General features: G+C 72.1%; 14 protein-coding genes. 11 read left to right on the top strand and 3 right to left on the bottom strand.

The genetic code is table 11. The annotated features are described in order from the left end of the window. Positions 1 to 3: 3 nt before the first annotated feature. The 7 genes from ACZ6R6_RS43470 (at position 4) to ACZ6R6_RS43440 (ending at position 13,332) form a co-directional block, all read left to right on the top strand. Entirely contained in the window at positions 4 to 3,168 is a 3,165-nt protein-coding gene (locus tag ACZ6R6_RS43470) for a non-ribosomal peptide synthetase (RefSeq protein ID WP_470102790.1), read from the top strand. Then, positions 3,165 to 8,690, top strand: a complete 5,526-nt coding sequence (locus ACZ6R6_RS43465; protein ID WP_470102789.1) for an amino acid adenylation domain-containing protein — start codon at positions 3,165 to 3,167, stop codon at positions 8,688 to 8,690. The genes ACZ6R6_RS43470 and ACZ6R6_RS43465 overlap by 4 nt, the downstream gene beginning before the upstream one ends. Further along, positions 8,687 to 9,661, top strand: a complete 975-nt coding sequence (locus ACZ6R6_RS43460; protein ID WP_470102788.1) for a TauD/TfdA family dioxygenase — start codon at positions 8,687 to 8,689, stop codon at positions 9,659 to 9,661. Before ACZ6R6_RS43465 ends, ACZ6R6_RS43460 begins: the two co-directional genes overlap by 4 nt. Before the next feature lie 850 nt (positions 9,662 to 10,511). Continuing rightward, positions 10,512 to 11,033 carry an RNA polymerase sigma factor gene (locus ACZ6R6_RS43455; RefSeq protein ID WP_470102787.1) on the top strand — a complete coding sequence of 174 codons (522 nt, stop codon included), beginning with the start codon at positions 10,512 to 10,514 and terminating at the stop codon, positions 11,031 to 11,033. Further along, on the top strand, positions 11,030 to 12,208 hold the full coding sequence (locus ACZ6R6_RS43450) for a CU044_5270 family protein (RefSeq protein WP_470102786.1): 1,179 nt from the start codon (positions 11,030 to 11,032) through the stop codon (positions 12,206 to 12,208). Before ACZ6R6_RS43455 ends, ACZ6R6_RS43450 begins: the two co-directional genes overlap by 4 nt. Positions 12,209 to 12,457: 249 nt before the next feature. Then, complete coding sequence (locus tag ACZ6R6_RS43445; protein ID WP_470102785.1) at positions 12,458 to 12,841, top strand: hypothetical protein; 384 nt, start codon at positions 12,458 to 12,460, stop codon at positions 12,839 to 12,841. Then, the gene (locus tag ACZ6R6_RS43440) at positions 12,838 to 13,332 is read left to right on the top strand and encodes a hypothetical protein (RefSeq protein WP_470102784.1); all 495 of its coding nucleotides are present in this window, start codon (positions 12,838 to 12,840) and stop codon (positions 13,330 to 13,332) included. Before ACZ6R6_RS43445 ends, ACZ6R6_RS43440 begins: the two co-directional genes overlap by 4 nt. 155 nt (positions 13,333 to 13,487) lie before the next feature. On the opposite strand, the gene ACZ6R6_RS43435 is transcribed toward ACZ6R6_RS43440, so the two are convergent. Beyond that, entirely contained in the window at positions 13,488 to 14,135 is a 648-nt protein-coding gene (locus ACZ6R6_RS43435) for an O-methyltransferase (RefSeq protein WP_470102783.1), read from the bottom strand. A gap of 375 nt (positions 14,136 to 14,510) precedes the next feature. Between ACZ6R6_RS43435 and ACZ6R6_RS43430 the strand changes: the two genes are divergently transcribed. The 4 genes from ACZ6R6_RS43430 (at position 14,511) to ACZ6R6_RS43415 (ending at position 20,694) form a co-directional block, all read left to right on the top strand. Continuing rightward, positions 14,511 to 16,523, top strand: a complete 2,013-nt coding sequence (locus ACZ6R6_RS43430) for a vWA domain-containing protein (protein WP_470102782.1) — start codon at positions 14,511 to 14,513, stop codon at positions 16,521 to 16,523. Continuing rightward, a complete protein-coding gene (locus tag ACZ6R6_RS43425; RefSeq protein WP_470102781.1) occupies positions 16,520 to 18,046 on the top strand; it encodes an extracellular solute-binding protein in 1,527 nt (508 codons plus the stop codon). The genes ACZ6R6_RS43430 and ACZ6R6_RS43425 overlap by 4 nt, the downstream gene beginning before the upstream one ends. Before the next feature lie 86 nt (positions 18,047 to 18,132). Beyond that, entirely contained in the window at positions 18,133 to 18,507 is a 375-nt protein-coding gene (locus tag ACZ6R6_RS43420; RefSeq protein WP_470102780.1) for a DUF2267 domain-containing protein, read from the top strand. A 267-nt stretch (positions 18,508 to 18,774) separates the two neighbouring features. Next, the gene (locus tag ACZ6R6_RS43415) at positions 18,775 to 20,694 is read left to right on the top strand and encodes a glycoside hydrolase family 15 protein (protein ID WP_470102779.1); all 1,920 of its coding nucleotides are present in this window, start codon (positions 18,775 to 18,777) and stop codon (positions 20,692 to 20,694) included. Here the strand turns inward: ACZ6R6_RS43415 and ACZ6R6_RS43410 are convergent. Beyond that, positions 20,627 to 21,496, bottom strand: a complete 870-nt coding sequence (locus ACZ6R6_RS43410; RefSeq protein WP_470102778.1) for a universal stress protein — start codon at positions 21,494 to 21,496, stop codon at positions 20,627 to 20,629. The genes ACZ6R6_RS43415 and ACZ6R6_RS43410 overlap by 68 nt on opposite strands. Before the next feature lie 126 nt (positions 21,497 to 21,622). Further along, complete coding sequence (gene lepB / locus ACZ6R6_RS43405) at positions 21,623 to 22,432, bottom strand: signal peptidase I (protein WP_470102777.1); 810 nt, start codon at positions 22,430 to 22,432, stop codon at positions 21,623 to 21,625. Positions 22,433 to 22,673: the final 241 nt, after the last annotated feature.

The raw sequence follows: 22,673 nt of genomic DNA, 5'->3' as shown, positions 1-22,673 counted from the left end.
ACGGTGACCGCCAGGGAATGGGAGGCTCTCGCCTCGTTCGGCCAGGAGCGGATCTGGCTGGCCGACCAGATGGACCCCGGCTCGCCGGTGTTCAACCTGCCGTGCTCATTCGAGATCTCGCACCCGCTGGAGGCCGATGAGGTCGTCGCGGCGCTGAGGGCCGTCACCGACCGGCACGAGGTGCTCCGCACGTCCTTCAGGATCGTCGACGGCGCCCTCCGCCAGGTGGTGCACGCCGAGGCCGACCTCGACGTGCAGGTGCACGACCTGCGGGCGCTCCCGGCCGAGGAGCGCCGGGCCCGAGCCCTCGAGCACGCCCTGGCCGCGGCCAGGGCGGCGGTCCCCACCGACCGCGCCCCGCTGTGGCGGGCCACCGCGGTCCGGACCGAGGACGCGCGCTGGGTGATCACCTTCGTGGTCCACCACGCCGTCTTCGACGCCACCTCGGCCGTCATCCTCACCGGGGAGATGGCCGAGCTGTGCGCCGCCGCGGCGGCCGGCCGGCCGGCCGACCTGCCCGAGCTGCCCATCCAGTACGCCGACTACGCGGCCTGGCAGCGCGGCCAGCTCACCGGCCAGGCGCTGACCGAGCAGACGGACTACTGGCGCTCGCGGCTGGCGGGGCTGCCCGCCGTGCACACCCTCCCCACCGACCGGCCGCGGCCCGCCCGGCTCGGCTACGCCGGCGACGAGGTCCGCTTCACGATCCCGCAGGAGCTGCAGGAGCAGGTCACCGCGGTGGGACGCCGCTCGGCCGCGACGCCGTTCATGGTGTTCCTCACCGCGTACGTCGCGCTGCTGTCCCGGCTGTCACGCGACGACGACACCGTGGTCGGCGTGACCATGAGCGGGCGGGAGCTGCCGGAGGTCGCCGGGCTGATCGGCATGTTCATCAACCAGATGGTGGTGCGGGCCGACACCTCGGGCGAGCCGACCTTCGCCGAGCTGCTCGGCCGGGTCCGCGTGACCCTGCTCGACGCCATGGAGAACGGCCAGATCCCGTTCCAGGCGGTGGTGGAGGCGATCGCGCCGCAGCGGGACCCGGGGGTGCAGCCGCTCTACCAGATCGGCTTCAACTACATCCCCGACTCCGGCATCGAGCCGATCCCCTACACCACCTCCAAGGACGACCTGGCCTTCGACCTGACCACCGGCACCAGCCGGCTGCTGTACCGCACCGACCTGTTCGACCGGGGCACCGCGGAGACGTTCGTCGAGCGCTACCTGCGCGTCCTGGCCGCCGGCACGGCCGACCCGGAGATCCGGGTCGGCGACCTGCCGCTGCTGGACGAGGCCGAGCGCGCGGCGCTGCTGGAGCCGGGCCCGCAGGAGCCGGCGCGCGAGCACGCCACGGTGCCCCGGATGGTGCGGGCACAGGCCGCGCGGATCCCGGACGCGACCGCCGTGATCGTCGGTGACCGGCGGCTGACCTACGCGGAGCTGGACGGAGCCGCCGACCGGGTGGCGGAGCGGCTGCGCCGGTCGGGCGTCGGCCCCGAGTCGCTGGTCGCGGTGTACGCCGGGCCGTGCCTGGAACTGCTGCCCGCCCTGCTGGGGGTGTGGAAGGCCGGAGCGGGTTACGTGCCGGTGGACCCCGGCTACCCGGCCGACCGGGTGGCGTACATGCTCGCCGACTCCGCCGCCACGGTGGTGCTCACCCAGCGGCACCTGGCCGGCGCCCTGCCGGCCGGCGGCGCGACCGTGCTCGCCGTCGACGACCCCGGCGAGTGGGCCGGGCAGCCCACGACCGGCTCCGCGGAGCAGGCGGCCGGGCCGGAGAACGCGGAGCAGGCGGCCGGGCCGGAGAACATCGCCTACGTCATCTACACCTCGGGCTCGACCGGAACCCCCAAGGGGGTCGTGGTCGAGCACGGCTCGGTGGCCGCCTACCTGGCGTGGGCCGGCGCCGCCTACCCCGGCCTGGCCGGGCAGGCGCTGCTGCACTCGCCGATCTCCTTCGACCTGACGGTGACCGCCCTGTTCGGGCCGCTGACCGTCGGGGGAGCGGTGCGTCTGGCCGCCCTCGACGACGGCCTCGCGGCCGGTGAGCGGCCGACCTTCCTCAAGGCCACCCCCAGCCACCTGGCGCTGCTGGCGGCGCTGCCCGACCAGGCGGCCCCCAGCGCCGACCTGGTGCTGGGCGGTGAGGCGCTGCCCGCCGACGCCGTCACCGCCTGGCGGGAGCGGCACCCCGGCGTCACCGTCGTCAACGAGTACGGTCCCACCGAGGCCACCGTCGGCTGCGTCGCGGCCCATGTGGCACCGGGTGAGGCGATCCCCGTCGACCAGGCGGGCTCGGTCGGGATCGGCCGTCCGGCCCCCGGCAACGCCGCCTACGTGCTGGACGCCGGGCTGCGGCCGGCCCCCACCGGTGTCGTCGGCGAGCTCTACGTCGCCGGCCCCCAGGTCACCCGGGGCTACCTGAACCGGCCCGGCGCCACCGCCGCCGCCTACGTGCCGTGCCCCTACGGGCCGCCCGGCCGGCGGATGTACCGCACCGGCGACCTGGCGCGCCGGCGGGCCGACGGGAGCCTGGAGTTCGTCGGCCGGGCCGACGACCAGATCAAGCTCCACGGCTACCGCATCGAACCCGGCGAGATCGAGACGGCGCTGCGCGCGCAGCCCGGCGTCCGCGACGCCGCCGTCAGCGTCCGCGAGGACACCGTCGACGGCCGGCGGCTCGTCGCCTATCTGGTCGGCGAGGCGGACCTCACGGCGGTCGGCGACGCGCTCGCCGCCACCCTGCCGGCCCACATGGTCCCCTCCGGCTACGTCAGCCTCGACGCCCTGCCCCTGACGGCCAACGGCAAGCTCGACCACGCCGCGCTCCCCGCCCCGGTGACGGCACCGGACCGCCGGTACGTCGCGCCCCGCACCGCCGCGGAGGAGCTGGTGGCGGAGGTCTTCGCCGAGCTGCTGGGGGTGGAGAAGATCGGCGCCGAGGACGACTTCTTCGAGCTCGGCGGCAACTCCCTGCTGGCGATCCGGGCCATCGCCAGGATCCGCGGTCAGATCGAGGTCGACATCCCGGTCCGCGGACTGTTCTCCTACGCCACCGTCGCCGACCTCGCGGCCGAGATCGAACGGCGGCTCACCGAAGACCTCGACCAGCTCAGCGATGAGGATGTCGAGCGGCTACTCACAGCGGAAGGTGACGGCCGGGTATGACGACCACCCCAGAAACCCCCCCACAGCCCCCATTACCGGCACCCGCGGCGGCCTCCTCCGCCGCGGCCCGCCGGGCGCTGCTGGAGCAGCGGCTGCGCCGGCGCGCCGCCACCACCGTGGCGCCGCGCCCCGAGGGCACCGCCCCGCCCCTGTCCTATCAGCAGGAGCGGGTCTGGTTCATGGAGCAGTTCGCGCCGGGCACGAGCCAGTACAACATCCCGGTCCCGATGCGCCTCACCGGCGAGCTCGACCGCGAGGTGCTGGAGCGGGCCCTGCAGACGCTCCCGGTCCGGCACGAGGCGCTGCGGATGCGCTTCCCCGCCGACTCCGACGGCCGGCCCACCGTCCACGTCGAGCCCTCCGTCGCGGTGCCGCTGCGGTATGTGACGGCGGACGACGAGGCCGCGGCCCAGGTGCTGATCGACGAGGCGGCCACCGAGCCGTTCGACCTGGCCGACGGGCCCCTGCTCCGCGCCCTGCTGATCAGGCTGGCCGACGACGACCACCGGCTGCTGGTCACCACCCACCACATCGTCGGCGACGGGTGGTCGGTGGACCTGCTGCTGCGCGACCTCGCCGCGGCCTACCACGCCCAGCGCGCCGACACGCCGGTCACGCTCCCGGCCCTGCCGATCGCCTACGGCGACTTCGCGCACTGGCAGCGGCAGACCCAGACCGGCCCCGAGCTGGACCGCCAGCTCCAGTTCTGGAGCGACCGGCTCGCCGGCGTGCCGGCCCTGGAGCTGCCCGCCGACCGGCCGCGGCCCGCCACCCAGGTCTTTGACGGCGACTGGCACATCGTCGACGTCGACGCCGAGCTCACCGGCGCGGTCAACCGGCTCTCCAGGGAGCGCGGCGCCACCCTGTTCATGACGCTGCTGGCCGCCTACCAGGTGCTGCTGGCGCGGCACTCCGGCCAGGACGACTTCGCGGTCGGCTCCTCCTCGGCCGGCCGGTCGCTGGCGGAGCTGGAGAACGTGGTCGGCATGTTCGTCAACATGCTGCCGATGCGCGCGCGGCTCGGCGACGACCCCACCTTCGACGAGCTGCTCGAACGCACCCGCGTCAGCGTGCTCGACGCCTTCGACCACGCCGAGGTGCCCTTCGAGCAGCTCGTCAACGCGCTCGGCGTGCCCCGCGACGTCAGCCGCTCACCGGTGTTCCAGGCGATGTTCGCCCTGCAGAACTACCAGATGGGCAGGATCTCGGAGGCGGGCAGCTCGGACCTGCGCATCGCGTGGCTGCCGATGGACCTGCGGGCCACCCGCTTCGACATCGAGCTGCACGTCATCGAGGTGCCGGACGGGCTGATCGTCAAGTTCGTCTACAACACGGCGCTGTTCGACGAGGCGACCGTGGCGAGGATGGCGACCCGCTTCGTCACCCTCCTGCGGTCGGTCGTCGCCGCCCCCGCCACCCCCGTCTCCGAGCTGCCGATCCTGGACGCCGAGGAGCAGACGCTCCTGGTGGACGTGTGGAACGACACCGGTGCCGCGCTCGACGAGGCGGCGACGCTGCACGGCCTGATCGAGGACCAGGTCGCCCGTACTCCCGACGCGGTCGCGGTGACTTTCGAGGGCCGTCACCTGACCTACGCCGAGCTGAACGGGCGGGCCAACCGGGTGGCGCACCGGCTGCGCGACCTCGGAGTGGGGCCGGAGACACTGGTCGGCGTCTACGCCGAACGCTCGGCCGAGCTGGTGGTGGCGCTGCTGGGCGTGCTCAAGGCGGGAGCGGCCTACCTGCCGCTCGACCCGGAGTATCCGGCGGACCGGCTGGCGTTCATGATCGACGACGCCGCCGCCCCCGTGGTGCTGATCCAGGGACACCTGCGGGAGAGCGCCCCGGCCACCGACGCGACCATCCTGGACCTGGACGACCCCGCGGAGTGGGCCGGCCGGCCCGACGACGACCCGCGGCCGCCGGTCACCTCCGGCAACGCCGCCTACGTCATCTACACCTCGGGATCCACCGGCAAGCCCAAGGGCGTGCCCAACACCCACCGCGGCATCGTCAACCGGCTGCAGTGGATGCAGCGGACCTACCGGCTGGGCGGCGACGACGTCGTGCTGCAGAAGACCCCGGCCGGCTTCGACGTGTCGGTGTGGGAGTTCTTCTGGCCGCTGCTCACCGGGGCCCGGCTGGTGCTGGCCAAGCCCGGCGGGCACAAGGACGCGGCCTACCTGCGCGACCTGCTGATCAGCGAGAGCGTGACCACCGCCCACTTCGTCCCCTCGATGCTGGCGGTGTTCCTCGCCGACGACGAGCGGGCCGCGGCGGACTGCACGGCCCTGCGCCGGGTGATCTGCAGCGGTGAGGAGCTGCCCGTGGCCACGGCGGCCACGTTCACGACGGTGCTCCCGGACTGCGAGCTGCACAACCTGTACGGCCCCACCGAGGCCGCCATCGACGTCACCTCCTGGCACTGCCGCCCCGAGGCCGTCGCCGAGGCGGTCACCCTGCCGATCGGCGCCCCGATCGCGAACATGCGGCTCTACGTCCTCGACGGGCACGGCAACCCCGCCCCGGTCGGCGTGCCGGGCGAGCTGCACATCGGCGGCGTCGGGGTGGCCAGGGGCTACCACCGCCGCCCGGCGCTGACCGCCGAGCGGTTCGTCCCCGACCCGTTCGGCACCGACCTGGGCGCCAGGCTCTACCGCACCGGCGACCTGGCGCGCTGGCGCCGCGACGGGAACCTGGAGTTCCTCGGCCGCATCGACCACCAGGTGAAGCTGCGCGGCCTGCGCATCGAGCTCGGCGAGATCGAGACGGCGCTGCGGGAGCGCGAGGACGTCGCCGACGCCGTGGTGGTGGTCCGCGAGGACAGCCCGGGAGACAAGCGGCTGGTCGCCTACCTGACGACCCCCGGCGGGTCCGACGTCGACGTCGCCGAGCTGCGGGCCGCGCTCAAGCAGGGCCTGCCCGACTACATGGTGCCGACGGCGTTCGTCACCCTGGAGACGCTGCCGCTGTCGCCCAACGGCAAGCTGGACCGCAAGGCGCTGCCCGCCCCGCAGGCGACGCGGGACGCCACCGCCGAGCTGGTCGAGCCGGAGACCGCCACGGAGCGGATGCTGGCCGAGATCTGGACCGAGGTCCTCGGCGTGGAGCAGCTCGGCGTCCACGACGACTTCTTCGACTCCGGCGGTCACTCCCTGCTCGCCACACAGGTGGTGGCCCGCATCCGCAAGGCGTCGGACGGGTCGGGACGTCCGGTCGGCGTGATGGACCTGTTCCAGAACCGCACCATCCGCGAGCTGGCCGTCTTCATCGACGCCGGCGCCGACGCGGCGACCGGGCCGCAGCCGCTGCTGTACGAGCTGACCCCGAAGACCGGCAAGCGCACCCTGTCCTACGTCTGCGTGCCGTACGGCGGCGGCAGCGCGATCGTCTACCAGCCGCTGGCCGACGCCCTGCCCGCCGGGCACGCGCTGTACTCGGTGGCCATCCCCGGCCACGACGTGGGCCTGACGGAGGAGGGGCTCCCCTTCCACGAGCTGGTGGACCGGATCGTGGCGGAGGTCCGGGAACGGGTCGACGGCCCGCTGGTCCTCTACGGGCACTGCGGCGTCGGCAGCGCCATCGCGGTCGGCGTGGCCCGGAAGCTGACCGAGGCCGGCCGGGACGTGGACGCGGTCTACATCGGCGCGATGTTCCCCTTCGCCAGGATCAAGGGCGTCGTCGGCGCGCTGCGGACCCGGCTGGAGAAGCTGCGCAGCAACCGCGAGTACGCCAACTGGCTGAAGGGGATGGGCGTCGACACCGACGAGCTCGACCCGGAGCAGGCAGACCGGATCATCGGCAACATGCGGTCCGACTCCCGGGCGGCCGAGGAGTATTTCACCGAGCTGCTCGACCGGCACCCGGAGCCGATGCCCGCCCCGATCATCTCGGTGGTCGGCTCCGAGGACCCCGTCACCGACTACCACAGCGAGCGGTACCGGGAGTGGGAGTTCCTCACCGAGACCACCGGGCTGGTGGTGCTCGACCAGGCCGGGCACTTCTTCCTCAAGCACCGGGCCGAGGAGCTGGCCGAGATCGTCACGGCCATCCACCCGGCGATGGCCCGGCGCGAGACCGCCGAGTACGGCGTCGACGCGCGGGGCGCGGACGCCGGGTGGGCGCTGCACGACACGCACTACCCGGCCGAGCCCGGCCAGGACGCGGGCCCGCCCGCCGTCCAGCCGAGCAGCCGCAGGTTCCTCAGCGTCGCGATCGGCCAGCTGGTGTCGGCGACCGGGTCGGCGCTGACCGGCTTCGCCATACCGGTGTGGCTGTTCGACCGGACGGGATCGGTGGCCGACCTCGGCCTGCTGTGGGCGCTGACGCTGCTGTGCGGGGTGGCGATGCTGCCCATCGCCGGACCGCTCATCGACCGGTTCGACCGGCGGCGCGTCATGATCGCCGCCAGTGGCATCGCCGGCGCGGTCCAGCTCACCATCGCGCTGCTGCTGTGGTCCGACCGGCTGGAGCTGTGGGTCATCTACCTGCTGCTGCCGCTCAACTCGATGGCCGGCACCTACCAGCGGCTGGCCTTCCAGACCGCGGTCCCACAGCTGGTGCCCAAACGCTATCTGGGGCACGCGGTGGGCCTGACCCAGCTCACCAACGGGTTCGCGATGCTGTTCGCCCCCCTGCTGGGCGCCGGGCTGTACGTCGCGATCGGCCTGCCCGGCATCATCGCCCTCGACATGGTGAGCTACCTGTTCGCCCTCGCGGTGCTGCTGGTCGTCCGCTTCCCCGACACGCTCGGCTTCCGCCGCAAGGAGCCGCTCGTCACCGCGATCGCCGAAGGACTGCGCTTCTCCTGGAACCTCCGCGGGTTCCGGGCCATGGTGATCTACTTCGCCGTCGCCAACGTCTTCCTGGGGCCGGCCCTGGTGCTGACCGTCCCGTTGACGCTCTCCTTCGGCACGGTCGACCAGGTCGCCCAGGTGGCGGTGGCCGAGGCGCTGGGCGCGGTGGCCGGCGGCGTGGTGATGGCGCTGTGGGGCGGTCCCCGCAAGCGCCGGATGGTCGGCGTGTTCCTGGGCAACCTGGGGATGGCCGTCGGCTGCCTGGTGATGGGCCTGCGGCCGTCCCTGGTGGTGGTCGTGTCGGGCGTCTTCCTCATGGCGATGGCGATGACGGTCTCCCAGGGCATCTACGTGACGCTGGTCCAGGTCAAGGTGCCGCAGCGCTTCCACGGCCGGGTGCTCGCGCTCAACCAGGCCATCTCGTGGTCCACCCTGCCGCTCGGCTTCGCCGTGCTGGCACCCGTGGCCACCTCCCTGTTCAACCCCCTGCTGCTGCCGGACGGCGCCCTCGCCGGCTCGGTCGGCGCGATCATCGGCACCGGGGACGGGCGCGGCGTGGGCCTCACCTACGTCGTCTTCGCCCTGATGATGGCCGCGGTCACCGTCTGCGCGTCCACCATCCGGCTGCTGCGGCGCTTCGACACCGAGGTGCCCGACTCGCTCCCCGACGACCTCATCGGCATGCAGGAACGGCAACGTCGCCTGAAAGGAACCACCGCATCATGACGGGTGTCATTCCCACCGACCTGGCCCAGCTCGGCCCGGTCACCGGACGGCTGGACGGCAACGACCACACCACCATGGTGGTCTACGCCCTCGGGTCGGACATGACCGACCACCTCGACTGGGTGACGGCCCACCGTGACCGGCTCCGGGCCGGCCTGGCCGAGCACGGCGCGGTGCTGCTGCGCGACCTGCCGGCCGACCTCGGGCTGTTCGACCAGATCGTCAGGGCTGTGGGCGGCGAGCCGCTGCGCTACACCGAACGCTCCACCCCGCGCACGTCCGTCACCGAGTCGATCTACACCTCCACCGAGTATCCGGCCGACCAGCCGCTGCCGATGCACAACGAGAACTCCTACTCCGACACCTGGCCGGGGCACCTGTTCTTCTACTGCGACACCGCCGCGGCCACCGGCGGGGCCACCCCGATCGCCGACAGCCGCGCGGTGTTCCGGATGATCCCCGAAGAGGTGCGGGACAGGTTCGCCGACGGCGTCGTGTACGCCAGGGCGTTCCGGGAGGGGCTCGGCCTGTCCTGGCAGGAGTCGTTCCAGACCGACGACCCGGCGGCGGTCGAGGAGTATTGCGCGCGGCACGGGCAGACGTTCGAGTGGGTCGAGGACGGCCTGCGCACCAGGCACCACCGGCCCTCCCACCAGATCGAGCCGGGCACCGGGGAGCGGGTCTGGTTCAACCAGGCGAACCTGTTCCACGTGACCAGCCTGGACGAGGAGGTCCGTGAGGCCCTGTTGTCGCTCTATGACGAGGCCGACCTGCCGCGCAACGCCTACCTGGCCGACGGCAGCCCGATCGACCCGGCCGACCTCGACGCCGTCAAGGCCGCCTACGACGAGGTCTCCTTCGGCTTCCCCTGGCGCCAGGGCGACCTGATGATCATCAACAACATGCTGTGCGCGCACGGCAGGGAGCCGTTCACCGGCGCCCGCCGGATCCTGGTCGCCATGACGGCCTGACCGCCGATCCCACCACCGGGAGCGGGCTGAGGGCCTGACCGCCGAGGACGGCGGTCAGGCCCTCAGTCATGTCGGCCCCGCCGGATTCCGGCGATCGCCGTGCGATGACCCCCACCGGGCCGCAGCGATCTCCTCGCCCGCCCGGCGGACCACCGGTGAGATGCCGGTGCGGTCCTTATATGAATGAGATGACCGGCATTTCCGGCATTCCGAAGAGTCCGCGTGGAATGGCCGTGCCGGCATGCCTTGGGTAGGGGAGCCTCGGTGTCCTTTACGGTCACCGGAGGCTCCCTTTCATTCCTACCGATGTTTACGTTACCTGATTGCTGAGCGGCGTTTCCCGGTTATCGGAATTACGGGCGGTGTTCTCCGGGCGGGAGGGGGGCGGCCGCCGTGGGGTCCCCGCGGACGGTCGCCCCACCCGTCAGCCGAGGCCGGGGCGGTCACCGGCACTCCGGTGGCGGCCGGAAGGCCGTTCGCCGCCGCCGCGCGCCCGCCGGTTCCCTTCGCGGACGGCTTTACGCGGAAGGCCGTTTCCGCGTGGGACCTCCCGGGCTGTGGAAGCTCCGGATGGAAACGGATATGCACCGTAAAAGCAGTTGTGATCACTATTTAATGCCTTTTATGCATCAAGTGATCGGTGGAGACGACACCGGTGTCTCACTCCGCGACCGAACCGTCTGGCACGGCGTCCGCCGCCCGGGGGCCCGGTGTCCGCCGCCTGGGGGGCGGTGGGGGAGGGGCGTGGGAGGTATCCGGAGGGCCTGTGACAAAAGGGCCTGTAACAATGGGCCGGCCCGGACCACTTCCCGATGTCAGAAGAACACACCCGGACGGAGGGGACGGGGCGGTGACGGACGATTCACACCGGTTCACCAGCATGTACGACGGATGCCGGCAGCGCGTGTGGGCCTACGTGGTCAGTCGCGCGGGGCGGCAGGTGGCGGACGAGGTGGTGAGCGAGACGTTCGCGATCGCCTGGCGGCGGCTGGACGACGTACCGGAGCCGGCTCTGCCATGGCTCCTCGGAGTGGCCCGCAACGTGCTGCGCGACAACATCCGGGCGGAGATCCGCCGGGAGTCGCTCGGCGCCGAGCTTCGGGCCTGGGTCGAGGAGGACGTCGCCGAGCAGGTCGCCGAGCGGCTCGGCGTGCTCAAGGCGCTGACCGAGCTGCCCGACGGCGACCGGGAGGTCCTGATCCTGACCGCCTGGCAGGGGCTGTCCCCGCGCGAGGCGGCCGGCGTCGTCGGCTGCTCCCAGGCCGCCTTCCGCGTACGGCTGCACCGCGCGCGCAGGCGACTGAAGCAGGAGATGGAGACCGCCACGCGGTCCCGGCCCCGGGTGAGGAATCTCAGCGAGGAGTGGTCATGAACCCCATTGATCAGCTGCGGGCCGCACGCCCCGCGCACCTGGGCGACACCCCGGTCGACGAGCGCACCAGGGCCGCCGAGCTCTCCTACGCCATGGCGCAGGCCCGGCCGGCGCGCAGCAGGCGCAGGGCCGTACGGCCGCTGTGGAGTTTCAGCCTCGCCGGGGCGGCCGCGGCCGTGACCGCCGTGGCCGTCATGGTCTCCGGGACCGGCGGGACGGCTCCGCGCGCGCCCGCCCCCGCCTCGCCGGAGAGCACCTGGGAGGCCGGCGCCCAGGCGACCCCGGAGCGGCAGATCCGGCTCTCCGCGCGAGACGTCCTGCTGGCCGCCGCCCACGGGGCGGCCCGCCAGCCGGACAAGGCGGGCGCCTACTGGCACACGGTGTCGGTGAGCCGGACCCTGTTCAAGGCCGCGGACGCGGACTACGTCGTCATGGACCGGCAGCGGATCGAGGGCTGGACCCCGTCCGCGACCGGCGGGGACCAGTGGAGCCGGACGCAGTCCCTCGGGGCGCGGCCTGCGGGGCCGCAGGACGAGGCGGCCTGGAGGCAGGCCGGCTCCCCCGCGGAGATCCCCGTCACGGTGCCGGGCAAGCGGGGGGCCAAGCTGGCTCTGCCGACCGAGCCGGGGAAGGTGGAGGACGGCCACGCCCCCCTGGTCGATGGAGACAAAGTCTTCTGGCTGGGCCGGAACGTCACCATGAAGGACCTGCGCGGCCTGCCGTCGGAGCCGGGCGACCTCAAGGCCTGGCTGCTGCGCTCCTACAGCGGGCACGACACCGAGTCGGACGCCCCGATGTCGTCGGACGCCTGGCTGTTCGCCGTCACCGTCGGGTTGATCATGGACATGCCGGTCACCCCGCAGGTGCGCGGCGCGGCCTTCCAGATGCTCGCCGACCTTGAGAGCATCGAGGTCGTCGGTGACGTCACCGACGCGGAGGGCCGCACCGGCACCGCGGTCGCGATCGAGGAGCGGACCAAGGTGAAGGGGGACAGCGAGGAGGACGGCGCGATCCTGCAGACACGCCTGATCTTCGACGAGGCGACCGGTCGGGCGCTGGCCAGCGAGAACATCGTGGTCCGGCCGGGCGGTCACCAGGCCGGCTTCGCGCCGGGCACCAAGTGGAACTCCCAGGTCGTCCTGGAGGCCGGCTGGACCGACGGCAAGCCCGCCTGAACACCCGAACGTCCGGGGCCGACCACGCGCCGGGGGCCGGGTGGTCGGCCCACGGGGGGCGGGGGAACGGTCGCACGGGGAGTGGGAGCGGCCGTGCGGACCGCCCGGGCCGGGCTCGGTGGTCCCGGCGTATTCATCGGGCCACGGCAGATCCATTTTCAGGTGATTTTCATGTCCCGCAGAGCTTCGGCTGAGACGTCGTGGCCAATCTGGAGGTGACCGGTAAGACTCCAGACTGGACGGATCAAAGTGAGATCAGCGACAACGAAGTCGGCTCTGGCGGCTCTGGCCGCCTTCGCCGCGCTCACCGCCTGCGGCGGATCGCCGTCGGAGCAGACGTCCCGGACGTCCGCCCCGGCCACCGCAACGACCCCCGCAACAAGCCCCGCCCCGGCCACCGGCGGCCAGACCCAGACCGAGAAGGTCTCGGCGAACACCGCCAGCAAGGACGAGATCACCGCCGCGCTCAGAGCCGCCGGCGTCTCCAACCCCGAAAGGTGGGCGGAGGAGGTCATCGAATACCGGCCCTACGCCGCCGATGACGCCGACCTCACCTCGCTCCGCGAGAACCTCGCCAAATACAACCCGGGGCAGGAGACGGTCGACAAGATCGTCTCGGCGCTGAAGCCGTGAACGCCGGCCCCACGCTGCTGCGCCGCGGTCTCATCGGCCTGACCGCGCTGAGCGTCCTCGGCACGGCCTTCGAGCTGGCCACCGAACGGCACTGGCACACCTGGCAGCAGCTGATCCCCTGGGGGGCGCTGGCCCTTCTCGCGGTCGCGGTGACGCTCCTCGCCCTCCGGGAGTCCGCCGAAGCGGTCACCGTGGCCCGGGTGCTCGCGTCGGTGGTCCTGCCGGTGGCGCTGTTCGGCGTCTACGTCCACGTGGCCGCCAACTACGAGGCGGGCTTCCTCGACCAGCGATACGCCGGCGCCTGGGAGACCCTCCCCGCCGTCACCCGCTGGTGGTACGCCCTCACCAAGACGGTGGGCCCCACGCCGCCCCTCGCGCCCGGCATGCTCGCCCAGAGCGCGTTCCTGGCACTGCTGGCCAGCTTCGCCCGCCGTCCGGGAGAGGGGAACGGGTCCGTCCCGAACCGGCCCCGGGCGCTGCGGCGCCACTGACGCCGGCCGGTCCCCGACCGCCGCTCCGGGCGGGGACCGCCGCTACCTCGGCCCGGCGGCCGGCGGAGGCCGAGGCCGAGGTGCCGGGACCGAGGCCCGCTCGCCCTGACGCCACCCGCCGGACCGGCCTGGCCTCCCGTCCGCGCCGGGAGCGCTCAGCGCTTGCGGGCGAGCGTGACGCCGTCGCGCACGGGCAGCATCACCGAATCGACGCGGTCGTCGGCGACGATGAGGTCGTTCACCCGGCGCATGGCCACGTCGGCCTCGTCCTGGACGGCCGGGTCGAGAACGCGGCCGGCGCGCAGCACGTTGTCGAGGACGATCAGGCCGCCGGGGCGCAGCCGTACGACCAGCTCCTCGTAGTAGAGGGGGTAGCCGACCTTGTCCGCGTCGATGAAGGCGAAGTCGATGACCGGATCGGCCGGCAGCGCCCGCAGGGTCTCGATCGCCGGGGCGATCCGCAGGTCGATCCGGTCGGTGAGACCGGCCCGCTCCCAGTAACGCCGGGCGATCGAGGTCCACTCCTCGCTGACGTCGCACGCGAGGAGACGGCCGTCCTTGGGCAGGCCCCGGGCGATGCAGATCGACGAGTATCCGGTGAACACCCCCACCTCGACGGCCTGCCGCGCGCCCACCAACCGGACCAGCATGGTGAGGAACTCGCCCTCGTCGTGGGAGATCTGCATGCCCGCGGAGCCGGGGAACGCCTCCCGCGTCTCGGCGGCCAGCTCGCGCAGCAGGTCGTCGGCGGGCGTGCAGTGGGAGAGCAGGTAGTCGCTTACGGCGGGGTCGATGATGTCCATGTGATCTCCTTCGGATGTCGTTGTCGCGGCGGCCGGCGAGGGCCGGGCACCGGCCGACGGACTGCCCGGATCATCTGATACTGCACTCACCGCCGCGAGTTCAAGCCGGCCGGGCGTCCCGCACGGCGGACACCGGCGGTCCGCTTCCGTGCTTTTTATGCCGTCAAATAATCATATATAGGTGAGCATAAAACTCGCGGCTATCTCCGGCGAGTTACGGTGCTCCGAAAAGGGCGGATGAAAATCCGCTGTCCCCCACACTCGGGGAATATGGCTATTAGGATTTAACGCGATTCGAGGGATGAGGGGCGGCCGCATCTCGTCCCCGCCCCTGCTGGATTCCTCGTCGAGATCCTCGAACAGGCGGTGGTTCCCATGTCCGCCTCCTCCCCGCCGGGCGGAGACCCGCAGGGACCGGACAGGGATCCGCCCGGCGTCACTCCCACGAGACTCCGGGAGATCGCGACCCACTCCCTGATCGGCGGCGGCGTCACGGCCCTGTTCACGGTGCTGGTGGAGGGGGTGCGGGCGCTGGGCACGGGGCTCACCCTGCTCGGCTGCGCGGTGGCCGGCCTGGCCGGGGCAGCCTTCCTGGCCCTGGGAGACTCCGCCGGGACGCTCCGCCGGCTGCCGGCGCCGGTGAAACGGCTCGTCCCGCGCCGCCGCGCCGCGAGGAGCCCGCGGCCCGGCCGCCGGGACCGGCCGCCGGGCCGGGGGCGGCAGTGGCTGGAAAGGTCCGTGCTGAAACTGTCGGCCGGTTATGTCGGGGTTCTTGTCGGGGCGGCCCTCGTCCTGGTCCCCTGGGGGGTGGTTCAGGGCGGGACGTGGCTGAGTGACAGGATCCGGCCCCCTGACTGCGCGCGACCGCTCGAACTGCGGGTCATCACCGCCCCGGAGAACGTCCTCGCCCTGCGCGAGAGCGCCGCCCTGTTCGTCCGGGGCAGGCTGGTGGACGGCTGCGCGCCGTACGCGATCTCGGTGGGGGTCGCGCCGTCGATCGGCGAGCTCGCCTACGCGTTCGGCGACAACTGGTACCGCGACGACGTGCGGCAGGAGGGAGACGAGCCGTTCCGCCGCCTCTACGGCCCGCGGGCCGACGCCTGGGTCGCCACCAGCACCGGTGAGGCCGGGCTCGTCTCCGGCGACGCGAAGGCGGGCGGCGCCACGCTCCGCATCGGCCCGTCGGTCGCCTCCGACCGCCTGGTGATCGGCATGATCAGCGGGCGTGCCGAGTCACTCAGGGAGAGGCTCCCCGCCCAGCGGCCCGGCGACCACAGCCTCCAGAGCCTGTGGGAGGCCATCCGCTCGGGCTTCGGCATGTCGGTGAGCTACCCGCAGCCCGAGCTCTCCACCGCCGGGCTCGTCGCGGTCGCCGACCTGCGCTCCTTCGACGACGTGGTGGACCGGGAGCGGCCGGGGATCGTCGCCGAGAGCGTCAGCTCCCTGCTCTGCCAGTTCAAGAGCGCCGGCCACGGCCCCGGAGGCGAGGACCTCGCCCAGCGCACGGCCCTGCTGGTCCCGCTGCACAGCCTGACGGACTACAACAGCGGAAGGCTGAACGGCACCGGCTGCCCGGAGGGCGCGTCGAGCGGCCGGGACAAGCTCCGCGAGTTCTCCTCTCCCGGCCTCTCCAGGCTGGACTACCCGTTCGTCACGATCGACTGGCCGAACGAGCGGAGCGACGAGCGCGCGGCGGCGCTCACCCTGCTGCGTGACTGGCTGGTCGCCCATCCGCTGTTCGGCGAGGGAGCCGCAGGCGGCCCGGCGTCCGGACCGGCGGTGCGCGGCCCGGGGCAGCTGAGACAGGCCCAGAACCGGTTCTTCGACCTCCTCCCCCGCCTCGACGCCGAGATCGCCCTCGACGTGTCCGGGTCGATGGCCGCCCCGCCCCGCTCCCTGCTCGTACGGCTGCGCGAGACCTTCCCCGACGTCAAGCCGGTGATCACCCCGCGCGACGACCTCACGCTGAGCGCCTTCTCCAGGGTCGGCGGCAGGACCCGGATCAGGGAGCTCCAGTCGTCGGTGAGCCGTGAGGAGTTCGACCAGCTCACCAAGAGCGTCATCGGCACGGCGGGGCGCGGCTCGGACGCCCCCGTGTCGGACATGATCATGGATCTTGACAGGCGGGCCGGATCACCCGGGCGGGCCCTCGTCGTCGTGACCGACGGGGGCGTCTTCGACAACGAGCGGCCCGGGGGGAGCATCGGCAGGACGCTCGCCCGCGCGCCCCACGTCACCGCCCTCCACGTCCTGGCCCTCGGCGACAACGGCTGCGACCGTTCCCCGCCGCGGCGCGGGAAATACCGCGACTGCGTCGAGGCGGGATCCGACATGCGGCAGGCGCTGAGGCATCTGATCTCCAGCATGCGGGGGAGGGAGCGGGGATGAGAGTGACCCGGCGGCTGGGCGACCCGCTGGGCCGGCTGAACCCGGCCCAGCGCCGCTGGGGCGGCGCCGGGCTGGTGACGGGGGTGGTCCTGGCGTCGGTGCTCGTCTCCCTCACCGGGAAGGGCCCCGCGCCGCCCGTCTCCTCCTTCACCGGCTGCGGAGGGCCGGACCGGCTCACCGTGGCGACCGGCGCCGACATCACCGCCGGGAGCTTCCGCCGCGACCTCATCGAGGAGTGGAACCGCACGCACACCACCCAGGTCACGCTGGTGGAGGTGGCCGACCGCACCGACGAGGAGCGGGCCGAGATGGCGGGCCGGGCCCGGCTGGGGAGCTGCGCCTACGACGTGTTCTCGGTGGACGTCGCGTGGATGGCCGAGTTCGCCCGCAGCGGCTACCTCCGCCCCTATCCCCTCGATCCACAGGACGCCGAACCCTTCGTGGACAACGTCCTGCAGGCCGGTCAGGTGGACGGCGTCCAGTACGCGGTGCCCTACGTCACCGACGTGCCCCTGCTCTTCCACCGCCGCGGCGTGTCCGTGCCCACCACGGTGGAGCAGCTGTGGAGATACGCCGAGGAGAAGGGCGGATACGCCGTGCAGCTCGGCGACTACGAGGGAGGGACGGTCAACCTGCTGGAGGCGGTCCGGTCCGAGGGCGGGAGGGTCACCGACGGCGAACGGATCGTGCTGGACGACGGAGACTCCGGGCCGCGGGTGCGCCGGGCGCTGTCCCGCTGGCACGAGATGCTGCGCGCGGGGACCCTGGCGCGCGGGGCGGAGAACTTCTCCAAGGAAGACACCTTCAACACCTTCCGTGACGGATTCCTGGTGCGGGGGTCGAAGAACTCCGTGGAGGAGAGCAGTCTCCAGGCGTTCCGCGACGACGACGTGGCCTACATGCGCAACTGGCCGTTCGCCTTCCACCGCCTGGCCACCGACCGCTCGATGTACGACGACCAGGGGCGCCTGCGCTTCGGCATGGCGGCCCTTCCCGGGGTCGGCGTCCTCGGCGGGTTCAACCTGGCGATCTCCGCGCACTCCGACAACCCCGGCAAGGCCCGCACGCTCATCGACTTCCTGACCGGGCACGACGCGCAGCTGAAGCTGTTCGCCTGCAGCGGGTATCCCCCCGTGCTCGAATCCGTCTACGAGGAATACCGCAGGAATCCGCGGACCTGCGCCCAGCTGCTGGCCGCTCCCGGGAAGGGGGCGGGGAAGGGCTCCATGCCCTCCGGCGAGGACACCGAGATCACCGCCCCGATGCTCCAGGATCTGGCCGAGAAGATCTACCGGGGCCTGCGGAAGGCCGAGTCGCGTCCTAAATATTCCTACTACTCCGTTTTCAGTGAGGTGTTCCGCGCGTGCGCCCGCGCGGTGGTCACCGGTGACCTGCTCGCCAAGGAGCTGGATCTCGGCCGGCTGGCCGACGCCCTGCGCGACGCGCGGCAGGGCAGGGCTCCCGATGACACGGTCGGCACGCTGGCCCACTGCGGCAAGCCCGAGGGCGGGCAGGGGCAGTAGGCGCGGGGGCCGGATGGACCGGCCCTGACCAGGACGTTCATTCCCGCACCGACCGGGAACGCTAGCCGGTCAGAGGGGGGATCGATGTGGAAAACAAGGAGTTCATCCAGACGGTGACGGACCGTGCCGGTCTGTCGCGGGAGGAGGCGGCCGACCTCATCCGCGCGACACTCGGAACGCTGGGGGACCGGCTGAGCGCGGGGGAGGCCCGCCGTTTCGCCCTGCAGCTGCCCGAGCCGCTGCGGGAGTCGCTCTCCGTACGGGACAGGATCGAGCAGTTCGGCCTCCACGATTTCGTCGCGAGGGTGAGCAGGCGGACCGGGCTGACCATGCAGGAGACCGAGCGCGGTGTCCGGGCCGTCCTCACGACGCTGCGCGAGACGATCCCCGGCGACGTCTTCGACAACGCCATGTCACAGCTCCCCGCCGAGCTTCAGGAGATGGCCGAACCGATGGCCTGACGGGGTCGCGGGCTGTCCCGGACATACGTTCCGGACCGGGAACACAGCCGGTTACAGTCGACAGTAGGACGGTTACCATCGGTATCGCCGGTGGGGAGCGCCGGACCGCCGCGGTCCACGGGCCGCACGGGCGGGGTGCCCCGTACCGGCCGGCCGCGCGCCGTGGCCCGCGCTCACGGCAGGTGTCCGTGCCCACGGCAGGTGATCGAGGGCGATCTGATCATCGACGGGACCCGAACGAGGTTCCCGGGGAGAGCAGGTGATCACATGACGGTGGATCCACCGATGGGCGCGTGCTGTGACGCCTCACCCTTCCCGCCCATCGCGGACTACGGTTTCCTGTCCGACTGCGAGGCCACCGCTCTGGTCGCGCCGAGCGGGAACGTCGAGTGGCTGTGCCTGCCCCGGATGGACTCCCCCAGCGTGTTCGCCGCCATCCTGGACCGGGACGCCGGGGGGTTCCGGCTCGGCCCCGCCGACATCAGGGTGCCGGCCGCGCGCCGCTACCTTCCGGGCACCATGGTGCTGGAGACGAGCTGGGGCACGCCGACCGGCTGGATCATCGTCCGTGACCTGCTGCTCATCGGCCCCTGGCATCACCACGAGGAGCTGTCCAACACCCACCGCAGAGCGCCGACCGACTACGACGCCAGCCACGTGCTGCTGCGCACGGTGCGCTGCGTCAGCGGGGAGATGCAGATCACCCTCGACTGCGAGCCGGTGTTCGACTACGGCCGCAGGCCGGCCCACTGGGCCTACACGGACCGGGGCTACCACCAGGGCGCCGCCCGGGGAGACGGGGTGAACCTGGAGCTCAAGCTCACCACCGACATGCGGCTGGGGTTCGAGGGGTCGCGGGCGACGGCGCGGACCCTGCTGAGGGAAGGGGACGCCCGCTTCTGCGCGCTGTCCTGGACCGTCCACGAACCGCCCTACACCTTCAAGGAGGCATACGACCGGCTCGTGTGGACGGCCCACCACTGGCAGCACTGGCTGGCCCGGGGCGACTTCCCCGACCACCCCTGGCGCAGCTTCCTGGAGCGCAGCGCCCTCACCCTCAAGGGCCTGACCTTCGCCCCGTCCGGAGCGCTGATCGCGGCGGCGACCACCTCCCTGCCCGAGACGCCGGGCGGGGACCGCAACTGGGACTACCGCTACAGCTGGATCCGTGACTCGACCTTCGCCCTGTGGGGCCTGTACACGCTCGGATTCGACTGGGAGGCCGACGACTTCTTCTGGTTCATCGCCGACGTCGCCGAGCGGGACGAGGAGCTCCAGGTCATGTACGGCGTCGACGGCGAGCGTGACCTGGAGGAACACATCCTCGAACACCTGGAGGGCTACGAGGGGGCCAGACCCGTCCGGGTCGGCAACGCCGCCTACCGGCACCGTCAGCACGACGTCTGGGGGGCGGTCCTCGACTCCCTCTTCATCCACACCCGTTCCCGGGACCGCCTGGACGAGCGGATCTGGCCCATCCTGAAGCGCCAGGTCGAAGACGCCATCAAGCACTGGCGGGAGCCCGACCGCGGCATCTGGGAGGTGCGTGGTCAGCCCAAGCACTTCACCTCGTCGAAGGTCATGTGCTGGGTGGCGGCCGACCGGGGGGCGCGGCTCGCCCGGCTCCGCCAGGACTTCGACCTGGCCGCCCGCTGGAAGGCCGCCGCCGACGAGATCCACGCCGACGTCTGCGCCAACGGGGTCACCGAGCGGGGGGTCTTCAAGCAGCACTACGACAGCGACGCCCTCGACGCCTCGCTGCTGCTCATCCCGCTGGTGCACTTCCTGCCGCCCAGCGACCCCAGGATCCGCAACACCGTCCTGGCCGTCGCCGACGAGCTGACCGTCGACGACCTGGTCCTGCGCTACCTGCCGAAGGAGACCGACGACGGCCAGACCGGCGAGGAGGGGACCTTCACGATCTGCTCGTTCTGGCTCGTCTCGGCGCTCACGGAGATCGGGGAGCAGAACCGCGCCCGCAGGCTCTGTGAGAAGGTCCTCTCCTTCGCCAGCCCCCTCGGCCTCTACGCCGAGGAGATCGACCCCGTCACCGGGCGCCACCTGGGCAACTTCCCCCAGGCCTTCACCCACCTGGCCCTCATCAACGCGGTCATCCACATCATCCGGGCGGAACGCGGCTCGCTGACCGCGAGGACGTGGCGGACATCCGTGACGGGATCACTGTGACCGGGCACGACGCTCCGCGCAGCAGCGACTGGGTGGTCGGGCCGAGCGGGAGCTCGGCCGGGTCGTCGTGCCCGCGGTCATTGACCACCACCAGGTCGGCGCGGTCGGCCGCGCCGTGCAGCACCGTCGTGTGGGGTCGCGTTTCGACCATGGTCTCCACCGTCACCTGGGGATACTTCTCCTCCCACACCGAGACGGTGCTGTAGAAGCGGGTCGCCAGCTGCCGGGTGTCGTCCAGGCCCTCGGGGCACAGGCAGATCGCCGTCAGCACCGCGTGCCGCAGCTTGGCCTCCTCGAACGCCATCCCGAGCCCCGAGCGCTCCGGATCGGCGCCCTCCACGCCGACCACCACGCGGCCCGCGGCGGGCCGGCCGCTCTCCCGGACGACGGCCACCGGGCAGTACGCGTGCGCGGCGAGCTGGGCCGCGGTCGAGCCGAGCTGCAGTTCCGGGAAGCCGCCCGCGCCACGCGGGCCGACCGCGACCAGGTCCGCGGTGGACGACTCGCCCACCAGGACCACTGCCGACGACCCCGTGACCAGCCGTCCCTGCACCTCCAGCCGGGGAGCCAGGCTGCGGGCCAGGTTCACCCCCATGTCGAGGACGTGCTGGCCCATCAGCCGTACGGCCTCCAGCGCCTCGTCGGAGACGGGGGGCATGGGATAGGGCCACTGCCAGGCGTGGCAGACGACCAGGGGGATGAACCGCATGCGGGCCTCGTTCACGGCCCACCGGAGAGCCTGCTGGCTCGCTCTCGAACCGTCGTATCCGGCGACCACCGGCCGCGCGTCGTCTGTCTGCATGGCGACCTCTTCCCCCTGCTTCCCCCGATGCCCCTCACCTCCATACTTGTCCTGTTCCTCGGCGATGGCGAGCGCCACGCCAGGTCAGAGCACTTCCTTTGGTGTCGGGGGAGGCGGTGCGGCCGGTCAGGTCCGCTTCAGGATCCGGCGGCGGCGCCAGAGCACCAGGGGCACCGCGCCGGCGACCCCGAGCAGGAGCGGGGCCTGGGCACCGACCGCTCCGGCGGCCCGCAGCGCGGGCTGGGAGAAGGTGTCGGGGATCGGGAGCGTGGTCGCGCGGGAGAACGGCCACACGATCACGAAGGCCCGGCCGATCACCTGTTCGGCCGGGATCGTGCCGCCCCCCGGGTCGCCCTGGTGCATGCGGGAGTCGTAGGAGACCCCGCGGTGGTCGCCCATCACCCAGAGCCGGCCCGGCGGCACCTTGATCTCGAACGTGCTGACCGACGGCTTGTCGCCGGGGTAGAGGTAGCTCTCCTCGTCGAGCGGGACCCCGTTGACCGTGACGCGGCCCTTCGCGTCGCAGCACTTCACGGTGTCACCCGGCACGCCGATGACCCGCTTGATGTAGTCCTTCTCGCCGGGGACCACGCCGAAGACGGTGCCGGCCCAGTGGAAGAAGGCCGCGATCGGGTTGGACGGCTCGGTGATCTCGACCTCGCCCTTCCACGAGTCGACCCCGGAGAAGACCACCACGTCGCCACGCTCGATGTCGCGGGTGTGGTAGACGAGCTTGTTGACCAGGACCCGGTCGTTGACCAGGAGCGTGTTCTCCATCGACTCCGACGGGATGTAGAACGCCTGGATGACGAAGCTCTTGATCAGCAGCGCCAGTAGGAGGGAGATTCCGACCAGGAGCGGGAACTCCACCCAGAACGAACGCTTCTTCTTGCCGCTCTTGGCCGACTGCTCGATGTCTTCGGCGACCACGTGCACCTCGTCCTCGGTGGGGCGGCCTACGCCGTAGCCCGGTCTTCGCTAGTCAACGCTGATGAGCCTAAATCATTGTCGTCACCGCTACCCCACGTTGAGATGGCCGGACACCGTGACGGCCGTCGTCTTCCGCCGGGGGAGGGGGTGCGGGCCGGCCGGAGACCGGACGCCACGCGTGCAGCCGCCGTCCGGCGGTCCGCCTCACCGGCGACCTGTCGCTAGGCTCCGAGACATGAATCGTCGG

This window comes from Streptosporangium sp. NPDC048886 (genome assembly GCF_055586905.1).
The sequence above is the reverse complement of the archived record's forward strand: the minus strand, read 5'-3'. Positions and strand labels throughout refer to the sequence as shown.

What these genes read in the sequence shown, in the direction of transcription:
- ACZ6R6_RS43425 (WP_470102781.1), top strand. Translation starts at nt 16,520, where the DNA reads ATGAGAGTGACCCGGCGGCTGGGCGACCCGCTGGGCCGGCTGAACCCG.
- ACZ6R6_RS43460 (WP_470102788.1), top strand. Translation starts at nt 8,687, where the DNA reads ATGACGGGTGTCATTCCCACCGACCTGGCCCAGCTCGGCCCGGTCACC.
- ACZ6R6_RS43415 (WP_470102779.1), top strand. Translation starts at nt 18,775, where the DNA reads ATGACGGTGGATCCACCGATGGGCGCGTGCTGTGACGCCTCACCCTTC.
- ACZ6R6_RS43430 (WP_470102782.1), top strand. Translation starts at nt 14,511, where the DNA reads ATGTCCGCCTCCTCCCCGCCGGGCGGAGACCCGCAGGGACCGGACAGG.
- ACZ6R6_RS43435 (WP_470102783.1), bottom strand. Translation starts at nt 14,135, where the DNA reads ATGGACATCATCGACCCCGCCGTAAGCGACTACCTGCTCTCCCACTGC.
- ACZ6R6_RS43450 (WP_470102786.1), top strand. Translation starts at nt 11,030, where the DNA reads ATGAACCCCATTGATCAGCTGCGGGCCGCACGCCCCGCGCACCTGGGC.
- ACZ6R6_RS43410 (WP_470102778.1), bottom strand. Translation starts at nt 21,496, where the DNA reads ATGCAGACAGACGACGCGCGGCCGGTGGTCGCCGGATACGACGGTTCG.
- ACZ6R6_RS43465 (WP_470102789.1), top strand. Translation starts at nt 3,165, where the DNA reads ATGACGACCACCCCAGAAACCCCCCCACAGCCCCCATTACCGGCACCC.